General features: G+C 66.7%; 10 protein-coding genes. 4 read left to right on the forward strand and 6 right to left on the reverse strand.

What is annotated here, in order from left to right; genetic code table 11:
- Positions 1–141: 141 nt before the first annotated feature.
- Positions 142–1,023, reverse strand: a complete 882-nt coding sequence (locus ABZW96_RS36820) for a helix-turn-helix domain-containing protein (protein WP_355081420.1) — start codon at positions 1,021–1,023, stop codon at positions 142–144.
- A 98-nt stretch (positions 1,024–1,121) separates the two neighbouring features.
- Between ABZW96_RS36820 and ABZW96_RS36825 the strand changes: the two genes are divergently transcribed.
- A complete protein-coding gene (locus tag ABZW96_RS36825; RefSeq protein ID WP_355081422.1) occupies positions 1,122–1,913 on the forward strand; it encodes an SDR family oxidoreductase in 792 nt (263 codons plus the stop codon).
- A gap of 1 nt (position 1,914) precedes the next feature.
- Positions 1,915–2,988 (forward strand): diacylglycerol kinase, encoded by a 1,074-nt coding sequence (locus tag ABZW96_RS36830; protein WP_355081424.1) that lies wholly within the window; start codon positions 1,915–1,917, stop codon positions 2,986–2,988.
- 528 nt (positions 2,989–3,516) lie between these two features.
- Here ABZW96_RS36830 and ABZW96_RS36835 read toward each other — a convergent pair.
- The gene (locus ABZW96_RS36835) at positions 3,517–4,569 is read right to left on the reverse strand and encodes an aminotransferase class V-fold PLP-dependent enzyme (RefSeq protein WP_355081426.1); all 1,053 of its coding nucleotides are present in this window, start codon (positions 4,567–4,569) and stop codon (positions 3,517–3,519) included.
- Between the two features lie 73 nt (positions 4,570–4,642).
- Positions 4,643–5,119, reverse strand: a complete 477-nt coding sequence (locus ABZW96_RS36840) for a nuclear transport factor 2 family protein (protein WP_355081427.1) — start codon at positions 5,117–5,119, stop codon at positions 4,643–4,645.
- A 251-nt stretch (positions 5,120–5,370) separates the two neighbouring features.
- Here ABZW96_RS36840 and ABZW96_RS36845 point away from each other — a divergent pair, with 251 nt between their 5' ends.
- Together ABZW96_RS36845 and ABZW96_RS36850 are read left to right on the forward strand one after the other, a co-directional pair.
- Positions 5,371–5,631 (forward strand): three-helix bundle dimerization domain-containing protein, encoded by a 261-nt coding sequence (locus ABZW96_RS36845; RefSeq protein ID WP_355081428.1) that lies wholly within the window; start codon positions 5,371–5,373, stop codon positions 5,629–5,631.
- Between the two features lie 142 nt (positions 5,632–5,773).
- A complete protein-coding gene (locus ABZW96_RS36850) occupies positions 5,774–6,511 on the forward strand; it encodes an IclR family transcriptional regulator (RefSeq protein WP_355081430.1) in 738 nt (245 codons plus the stop codon).
- 178 nt (positions 6,512–6,689) lie between these two features.
- Here the strand turns inward: ABZW96_RS36850 and ABZW96_RS36855 are convergent, their stop codons facing one another.
- From ABZW96_RS36855 to ABZW96_RS36865, 3 genes are all read right to left on the reverse strand, one after another.
- On the reverse strand, positions 6,690–7,772 hold the full coding sequence (locus tag ABZW96_RS36855; protein WP_355081432.1) for a site-specific integrase: 1,083 nt from the start codon (positions 7,770–7,772) through the stop codon (positions 6,690–6,692).
- On the reverse strand, positions 7,769–8,203 hold the full coding sequence (locus ABZW96_RS36860; protein ID WP_355081434.1) for a hypothetical protein: 435 nt from the start codon (positions 8,201–8,203) through the stop codon (positions 7,769–7,771). The genes ABZW96_RS36855 and ABZW96_RS36860 overlap by 4 nt, the downstream gene beginning before the upstream one ends.
- Positions 8,204–8,619: 416 nt before the next feature.
- A partial coding sequence (locus tag ABZW96_RS36865) for an SAM-dependent methyltransferase (protein ID WP_355081436.1) occupies positions 8,620–8,952 on the reverse strand: 333 nt, incomplete at its 5' end.

Raw genomic sequence — 8,952 nt, forward strand, 5'->3', positions numbered from 1 at the left:
CATTCCGAACCCGGAAGCTAAGCCTGCCAGCGCCGATGGTACTGCACTCGACAGGGTGTGGGAGAGTAGGACACCGCCGGAACATCCTTTCACGAAAGGCCCTCGACACCGTCGAGGGCCTTTCGTCATTTATGCACAGAATTACTTTCCATGCCGACCGGTGGTGAGCGCGTTCGTCAATTCGGCTGCCGCGCTGCGGGTCGCATCGACGAATTCATCGCGTTCCACGCGCGTCGTCGCCACCTGCAATGGCCCCAGCTGAACTTCGTAGGCCGCGGTGCCGCTCGCATCGAAAACCGGGGCCGCGAGATAACTCAGCGGCAATATCTCATCCGAATCCAGCTCCGCCCGCGTGAAAGGCCGGGACGTGAGCGCGGCGAGCTGGCGTAGCGCGCGAGTACGCAGATGCGGTCGCAGCAATTCGGATCCGACCGCGCCGAGTAGATCGGCGAGCAGGTCGACCAGGCCCGCATCGTCGGCGCGCGGTCGGAACACCGCGACCCCGCGTTCACGCACCAGTGCCAGCAGCGCGCCGACGATGCGTTGATCCGCCTCGTCGGCGGTGTTCAGCCACGTATTCTGCTCCTTTGCCGGACGCCACGGCATCACACTCGCGCCGGCCGGGAATTGGAGCGGAATGCGATGTCCCACCGGGATTCCCGGCACCACCCGGTCGACGCCGTGCCGGACGTCGAGCACCGTGAGCCGGTCCGGCTCGATGCGGCTGAACGTGGCGCCATAGCCGGTCCGGGCAGCGAGACCGGCGAGGAGCTCGCCCACGTCCTGTGGAAGCGCGGCGCCGTGCAATCCCACCAGCGCCGGGCCGATGCCGTAACCACGAGCCGGGTCGCGCACGACCCAACCGGCCGCGTCCAACTCGACCAGGATCGCGGTCGCGGTCGCGCGCGCGATGCCCAGCCGTTCGGCGATGCCCGCGACGCTGATCGGCTCCCCGGAGGTCGCCAGTAGCGACACGATGTCGACGACGCGCCGCGTGGGCGGCGACGCAGATCGGTCCGGCATGATGGCAATCCCTTGTCCCGGCTCGGTGAGCGACTTACGATGACGAATATTAGATCACATGCTGTCGAATATTCGTCAGTCGCCGCTTAGGAGCGTGAATGATTCTGGAACGGTTCCGAATCGATGATCAGGTCGCGATAGTCACCGGCGCAGGACGTGGCCTGGGCGCGGCTATAGCGGTCGCGTTCGCGGAGGCGGGTGCGAATGTCGTCATCGCCGCACGAACCAAAAGCCAGCTCGACGAGGTAGCCGAGCGGGTTTCCGCCACCGGGCGACAGGCCCACGTTGTACCCGCGGATCTGAGCGACGCCGAGGCCACAGCGGCACTCGCCGAGACGGCGGTCGAACGCTTCGGGCGATTGGACATCGTGGTGAACAACGTGGGCGGCGCACTGCCGTGCCCGCTGCTGGACACGACGCCGCAGGCACTGCGGGACGCGTTCGACTTCAACGTCTCGAACGCGCACTCCTTGGTCCGCGCCGCGGTGCCGCGCATGCTCGAAACGGCGGGCGGCGGCTCGATTCTCAACATCACGTCCACGATGGGGCGGCTCCCCGGACGTGCGTTCGCGGCATACGGCACCGCCAAGGCGGCTCTGGCCCATTACACCAAGCTCGCCGCTCTCGACCTCAATCCGCGTATCCGGGTCAATGCCATCGCGCCGGGCTCGATCCTGACCTCCGCACTGGAGGTCGTCGCCGGAAACGACGCCATGCGTACCGAATTGGAGTCGAAGACACCGCTGCATCGCATCGGCGAACCGGAGGACATCGCAGCGGCCGCGCTCTATCTGGTGTCCCCCGCGGGGAAGTATCTCACCGGCAAGATTCTCGAGCCCGACGGCGGTTTGATCGTTCCCAACCTCGACCTTCCGATCCCGGACCTGTGACATGACATATCGCGTAGTGCAATGGGGCACCGGCAATGTGGGCAAGCATGCCTTGGCCGGCGTAATCGCCCATCCTGAGCTGGAATTGACCGGGGTGTGGGTGTCCGGTTCCAAGAGCGGAGCGGACGCGGGGACGCTCGGGGGGCTCGATCAGCCCGTCGGCGTCGCCGCGACGACCGACGCGGAGGCATTGCTCGCGTCGCGTCCGGACTGCGTCGTCTACTGCTGCATGACCGACAACCGGCTGTTCGAAGCCGTACAGGATCTGCAACGCATCCTGGCCGCCGGGATCAATGTCGTCGCGTGCGCACCCGTATTCTTCCAGTACCCCTACGGCGTGCTGCCCGACGAGTTGCTGAAGCCGGTGCAGGAGGCGGCCGCGCAGGGCGATTCGTCGCTGTGGGTGAACGGCATCGACCCCGGTTTCGCCAACGACCTGCTGCCGCTCGCGCTCGCGGGGACCTGTCTGCGCATCGATCAGCTGCGCTGTCTGGAGATCGTGGACTACGCCAGCTACGACAACCGCGCGGTCATGTTCGACATCATGGGCTTCGGCAAGCCACTCGACGAGATCCCCATGCTGTTGCAGCCCGGCGTGCTGTCGCTCGCCTGGGGCGGCACGGTTCGCCAGCTCGCGGCCGGGATCGGGGTCACCCTCGACGCCGTCACGCAATCTTACGAGCGGATCGCGGCGCCGGAGTCGTTCGATATCGCGACCGGGCACATCGCCGAAGGAACGGCGGCGGCACTGCGTTTCGAAGTGCGGGGCATGGTCGGAGACGTGCCCGTCACGGTGCTCGAGCACGTGACCAGGCTGCGTCCCGACCTGTGCCCGGACTGGCCCCAACCGGCGGACCCGGAGGGCTCCTACCGGGTCGAGATCACCGGCGAGCCCAATTACGCGTTGGACTTGGTGACCTCGAGCCGCAACGGAGATCACAACTACGCGACCGTGCTGGCGACCGGCCTGCGCATCGTCAACGCGATTCCAGCCGTGGTCGCGGCGCCCGCCGGAATTCTCACCGCGCTCGATCTCCCGCTGATCACCGCTCCCGCGCAGCGTCCCGGTCGCTGACCCACCACCCGGCCCACGCGGTACGCGGAGGTAGGAGGTAGAAGGCCTGCGGAGCTACTGGCCCATCGCACGGCGGCCCCGGCCGAGGCTATTCGGCGTACCGCGCGGACTGTGCGCGGTCGAGGTCATCGATGAGCTGCGGCTTGCCGACCGACCGGGCGACCGGCCTACCGACCGACCGGCTGCACGGCGTGCCGGTCGGCCGGCGACAAGCGTGTCACGCTATTGGCCCCGCCCGGTCGTGTGACCGGCTCGGTAGCACGCGGAGCTACCCGGCCCGCAGGCGACAGTGCCCCCTCGTCGCGAACTCGGACGCAAACAGCCGACCGGAAGTGTTGGCGCTGTTGCTCGGCCACGCTTCGGGCTCGCCCGCTTCGACTGGCCGCGCAAGTATGCGGCCCGCGGCGGGGACCACCGGGCTCGCGGCGCGGACAGTGCCCGCTCGATGTCGTCGGCGCGGTTGCTCGGCCAACACTTCGGGCTCGCCCGTTTCGATTGGCCGCGCAAGTAGGCGGCCCGCGGCGGGGACTACCCGGCTCGCAGCGCGGACAGTGCCCGCTCGATGTCGTCGGCGCTGTTGTAGAGGTGGAAGGCGAATCGCAAGCCGCCGCCTCGCGCTGAGGCGACCACCTCGGCCTGCTCGAGCCGGGCCGCGAGGTCGCCCGCGCCAGGGACGGAGACGATCGGCGAGGGCGCCTCGACGGGCTCGAAACCCAGTTCGCGCAGTCCGGCACGGAAATGGCCGGCGAGTTCGAGGTCGTGCGCGCCGATCTTGTCGACGGTGAGTTCCTCGATCAGCGACAGTCCCGCCAGCGCCGCCACGACGCCGAGCCAATCGGGCGTCGTGTCGAATCGCCGTGCCGTCGCGGGCAGCGCGGCCGGGCGGTACAGCTCCGCCCAGCGGTCCTCGGCGGCGTACCAACTGGAGCCGATCGGACGCAGCTGCGGGACGAACTCGGGCGGCGTGGCGAGGAACGCGACGCTGCGCGCGCCGATCAGCCATTTGAAGCTGGCGCAGACCCAGTAGTCCGCGTCGGCGAAGCGCAGCGGCAGCCAGCCCGCGGCCTGGGTGGCGTCCACGAGCAAACGCGCGTTGTTGGCCCGGGTGACCGCGCGCAGCTCGGGGAGATCGGCGACGCGGCCGTCCGCGGATTGGACCACGCTCACCGCCACCAACTCCGTCTCCGGGCGGACCTGCGCGGCCAGCTCCGCCAAAGGGGCGAAGCGCACGACGAGATCGTCCCGGTACACGAAAGGCATCGAGACCGAGGCGAATTCGCCTTCCGGCAGGAGGACCTCCGCGCCCGGTGGCAGTGCGGCGGCCACGGGTGCGATCAGGCCCGCGACACCGCTGCCGAGCGCTATGTCATCGGCGGTGGCACCGTCGAGCAGCCGGGCGAAGCCCGCGCGCAGGTCCGGTACCAGAAGGTCCACTTGGGATGTCGGGCCACTGCGGCCGGTGGCCCAGCTCGTGCTCGCCTCGCGGACCGCGGTCAGGGCGCGGGCGGACGGCAGACCGAAGGAGGCGGTGTTCAGGTAGGTGATCTCGGGAGTGAACTCGTCAGGCGCTAGCGAGGGCATGTTCGCAGCATCCGCCGGGCGGCGCGGGACCGTCCAGCGCCACCGGGCGGATAGTGGACCGTTTTCCCGCCCGTCACTTACCGGGCGCCCACATGTTGGACAGCAACTGGAAGCTGGGTGTGTCCGACAGCGACTGCATGGATTCGTAGATGCGCCGGTAGGCCGTGGAGGCGATGCGCCACTTGCCGTCGTCGTCGCGGCGGTAGGTGTCGGTGTAGTAGCCGGCTCCCCGGATCAGCACCCCGTACTCGGTGGCGAGCACGGTGTCCTCGAAGGCCCAGGATCCCGTGGCCGTCGCGCCGTCGACGCCGATCTCCGGGTGGTTGGCGATGTGGACGGTGACCACCGAGGGGCCGAGATTCTCCCGCATGAACGCGGTGATGGCGTCACGGCCGTCGAGGTTCAGCGGCTCGCCCATGGCGTGGGTGCCGTAGCGCCCTTTCGCGTCGACCGCGAGGGTGTCGGCGAACTCGTCCCACTCTTTGAGGTCGAGGGCACGGAAGTAGCGGTATTTCAACTGGCGGACGGCTTCGATGGCGTCGAGATCCATCTGTCGAGCCTGGCACGCGCGGCCCCCGCAGACAAGAACGTGTTCTATTTTGGTGCGAGTCGGCGTCGCGAAGGGACGGATCGAGATCCGCGGGGATCAACTGTGTCGTCCGGAGCGGAGGCCGGATCGGGGACCTCAGCCGCAGGCGAGGGTGTCGAACCGGGCGGGGGCGGGTACCCATATGACGGGCGTTATCGTGCGCCACGACAGCGTCCTGGGTACCGATCCGTCACGACCAGGGGAATCTTGCGATGACCGACCGCCATGCCACCCACGACTCGAACCAGCAGATCCCTCTCGACCAAGAACTCGCCCTCGAGGCGGCCGCGCGGCGCCTGGAGAACGAATTCGACGGCGTCGCCAGCGAAGCCGCGATCGAGGACCATCTCCAGGCCTCCTACGACCATGTCGCACACCACGCCACCATCGTCAACTTCCTGCCCCTGCTGGCCGAGCGGTACACCCGCGAGTGGCTTTTCGCCCTCGAGGATTCCGCGCACGGGTCCGCTTAGCGGCCTCTAAGCTCTACGCGAGCACGCGTGGAGGTTGGCAATGACGGTCGAGGTGATGACCGATTCCGAGACGGGGGATTTGCCGACCGGATCCGGACAGGCAGCACGACCGAGCCAGCCCCCGGCATCGATGATCGAGCGGATGACGCTGATATTGGAGGCGTTCGACGGCGCGACGCCGACGCTCACCCTCGTCGAACTGGCCGAGCGCACCGGATTGCCGCGCTCTACCGTGCATCGCATCCTCGACCAGCTGATCCGGCTGCGCTGGCTGGCGCACGCGCCCGGCGGCTATCGGCTCGGCTTGCGCACTCTGGAGTTGGGTGGCCTGGCCGCCGACCAAAACGAGATCCGCGATGTGGTGAGCCCACTGCTGCACGACGTCTGCCAGCAGACCGGAATGGTGGGCCATCTCGGCGTTCTGGACGGGCGCGATGTGTTGTACCTGGACAAGGTCGGCGGCCGGATCGCCGCCAGCGTGCCCACCCGGCTCGGCGGCCGGATGCCCGCGCACAGCACCGCACTCGGCAAGGCGCTGCTGGCGACGCTGGACCCGAGCATCGTGGAGGCGTCCTTCCGGGATCGCCTGCCGCAACTGACCGCTCGCACCCTCGCCGACCGCGCCGAACTGCATCGCGAACTCGGCCGCATCCGCAACCGTCAGGGTGTCGCCGTCGACAACGAGGAGTCCGTGCCCGGAATCACATGCGTGGCAGTGCCGATTCGCGGTCGCGGCGCGGCGGTGGCCGCGGTGTCGCTGTCGGGCCTGATCGGTGCCGACGCGGTGGCGCCGGACACCGCGCGGCTGGCCATGGCGCTGGCCGAGATCGCCCGTGAGGCGGGGCGAACCCTGTGTCCTCGGCACGCGCGTAGGCTCTAGCTGCACCGCGCGGCCCGGCATCGGTGCGCCTGGCTCCGCCGGATCATTTCCGATCGGCCGCGGCCGTCCCCGGGCGGAATGGCCGAAATTAGCGGTGCGCTTGCTGAATTGCCCGCCTTTCACAACTTAGAACACCCATCTCGCAGCGAATTCGCCACAAAAGTAGGTTCATAGCGCGCTAGCCTACCGTGTCAGCCTCAACGGGCTTCCGCCAGCCGCTGTGTGACAACGGATGCCGCGTGCCGACGGGAAGTAGTGGATGGGCCTCGCCGGTCAGGGCGACGAGCGCCTCAACGACGTCGAGGAGGCTGGCTTTGGTGTAGGTGAGGGTGATGGGGCCTGGGCCGGGTCTGTCTTGATGGCCAGCGTAGGCGCTGGAAACTGCCATCCCGAACTCTCGCTCGACAAAAGTTAGTGTGGTATGGCGGATCCAATGCGCTGAAACTCCGATCGAGGACGCCCAAGGCAGGAACTTTTTGATGCGCTCGAACAGGTTGTTGAGGCGCGCCACCCCTACCGGTCTTCCATCTCGGTACCGGAGGACATGCCGTGTTGCATCTGCGCCACCACGGGCTTCGATGTGCTGAAGGATTTTTCGCATCAGGGTCGGGGAGACGGGTTGCCATCTTGTGGTTCCACCTTTCTCGCGGAGGCGCAAAAGGCAGTCGTGCGCGTTGAGGTCATCGATGGTCAAGCTGAGCATTCCACCTCGGCGACAGGCGGTTTCGATCAGGATGCGCACTATCAGCGCGTCCAGCGGCCGGTCATTGCCTGTCGTCGCGGCAACGCGGCCAATGTCGAGGATATGTTCGAGAGCGAGTGCATGCCTGGGGCTTCTGGGGGGCCGCGCTCTTCTGACCTTTGCGGCTGGGTTGTCGAGCGGGTGGATAAACCTGTCGTGTTCGGCGTGGCGATAGAGCTTGCGAATCGCTGAAACCAAGGTTGCTGCGGCGCCGACACCGCCGCGTGAGTTCGATCGTCCGACAGCGCCCGCGCGCACCCGGTGTTCGCTGACGAGTTGTTCGATCTCCGTGTACGTCGGCTCGGTTATGAGCCTGTCACCCCACCTCTGCTCAACGACCTTCCAATAAGATCCGTAATTCTTCAAGGTCTTCTCTGACGCCGAGGCCGAAACCTGTGCGATGTACTCCTTGAAAGTCGGCGCAGGCCCTTGCCGTGTGGCCTCGTCGAGGAGGTCCTCAAGCTTCAGCCCCAGTCTGGAGATCAAGTGCAGGGCTGTACTGACGTCTTCGGAAGTCACTGGGTCTCCCAAGGATTCGGTTGGAACTGTGCGAGTGCGGCGGCCACCAGTGGCGTGGTGTAGACGACGAGTCGCCCGTGAGTAAGGGATGCCACCAGTAACAGCCGGTCACCGGACTGCATGCCACATGCGTGGCGGATGTTGGCCGGAAGATGGATGTATCCGGTCGGCCCGACTGTCCAGCGGCCGTCGTCGGCAGGATGCACGACTGCGAGCTGGTCTTGGTGCGAGATGGTCACTGGATGGCCTGGATGCCAGCCCAGCTTCCGGATGGCGGATCGATCACTGACGCGGCCGCGTTGATCAATGGTTGCTGTGGCGCAATGTGCCACCCCGACTGGCGACTCGACGATCGTGGTGGGGTACTGGAAGGGGACGCCTGAAAACTGGATGACTCGCGGTGTCGCGCTGTAGAGGCGATCGAATCCCACGACTGATTCATTGTGAGGCCGTATCATCGGTCGACGATGTCTGACCGGATTCAATACTGATTTCTCGCAATGCGGTGTCCGAGCCGTTGATGGGGCAGGCGCAGGAAACTTTGACTCGCGTTGACTCATTGTCATGACTCACTGGCGAACTCGGCTAGGTGTCGGATCCGAGTGACTATAAGCGGGCTCGGCCGCCATCGCGCGTGCGGTGCGTACGGGGGCAGGTGCACATCGGATGGCGCTGAGTAGAGGCGAGGCTGGCTTGCGGTTCGAGCGGGACAGGTCCGGCCATGGAGGCAATCTGTTCCTGCTAGCAGGGTGCTGATCTTCCCGTGTCGCGGCACCATACGGTGCGCCTGCGATGACTGCATTCGCGTACGCAAAGTTTCGACCACCTCGATGTCAAACGCGCAGCGCTATGTCCATTCGACATGACATGCGTCAGGCTGCTTGAGGGTGTTCGCTGGCAACAACGATTCGCTGTGCTGGGATTGCGGATGCGTTGTCGGCAACGGCTGATTGCCTCCCAAGCATTCATTCGTGGCGGGCGGGACCTCGTGGGTGTTCTGCATGGTGGGCAGGCCGGTGCCGATATCGAGGAACTGGCGGATGCCCTGTTCCCCGGCGAGGTAGCCCACCGCGCGGATGAGGAATTGGCGCGACTGCACCGCCATGGTGGTGATGTCCGGATCCACCTCGATCCCGGCATCGCCTGCGATGCGGTCGATCTCGTAATAGTCCTTGCCGCC

The sequence above is a fragment of the Nocardia sp. NPDC004168 genome (assembly GCF_040610355.1).
In the GTDB taxonomy this organism is placed as follows: domain Bacteria; phylum Actinomycetota; class Actinomycetes; order Mycobacteriales; family Mycobacteriaceae; genus Nocardia; species Nocardia sichangensis.